An 813-nucleotide genomic window follows, 5' to 3' on the forward strand; every position below is an offset into this window, starting at 1 on the left:
GGGTAACAGTGAAAACCCTCATGGCAGCTTAACGGCGATTTACACTGTACTGGCGGAAGGCGACGATCAGCAAGACCCAGTCGTGGACTCTGCTCGTGCCATTTTGGATGGACACGTTGTGTTGTCGCGCCAGCTGGCGGAACAAGGGCATTATCCGGCGATTGATATCAATGCTTCTATCAGCCGTTGTATGAGCACTTGTACGCAACCTGCTCATTCCACCATCGCAAACAACTTCCGCCAAATGTACTCCAATTACCTTCAGGTGAAAGAGTTACTGCCGCTTGGTGGCTATCAACCGGGTCAGGATCCTGAGTTGGATCAGTCTGTGTCGATGTATCCGCATTTGCGTTCGTACTTACAGCAATCAGCGAACGAGGCGGTGGATTACACCACCAGTTTGACTGAGCTGGCTCAAATGTTCCAAGGCGCACAGTAGAGAGCGAACGCAGCGATGAAAGCCAAACTTAAAGCGGTCGGCAAACTGCAACAAATGGAAGAAAAGCAGCGTGATAGGGTCGGGCAACAGCTCGACGCTATGCGTCAGCGTCACAATCATCTTTCAACGCAATTGCAACAACTTTCAGCCCTCAAAGGACACGCTGGTCAATCGGCGTTGTCCTCTCCGTCTTTGAATAGCGCGGCGTTGATGAACTTCAACCGCGTTGATCAGATGCTGCAAAGAATGCTTCGTCACCACGAGCAAGAACAAGCGGTGATGCAAGCCGAATGTGCATCAGTACAAAAAACGTTAGAACACAAACACGCTCGCGTTCAAGGATTGGAAAAGGGATTAGAGAGATGGCGCACCAA

General features: G+C 50.7%; 1 protein-coding gene and 1 pseudogene. Both read left to right on the forward strand.

What is annotated here, in order from left to right; genetic code table 11:
* A pseudogene (fliI, locus tag R7R78_RS25450) lies at window positions 1-439 on the forward strand (flagellum-specific ATP synthase FliI); the annotation flags it as partial.
* A 15-nt stretch (window positions 440-454) separates the two neighbouring features.
* Window positions 455-813, forward strand: a 359-nt coding sequence (gene fliJ / locus R7R78_RS25455) for a flagellar export protein FliJ (RefSeq protein WP_225474539.1), incomplete at its 3' end; no start/stop codon positions are given.

This window comes from Vibrio sp. 2134-1 (genome assembly GCF_033339495.1).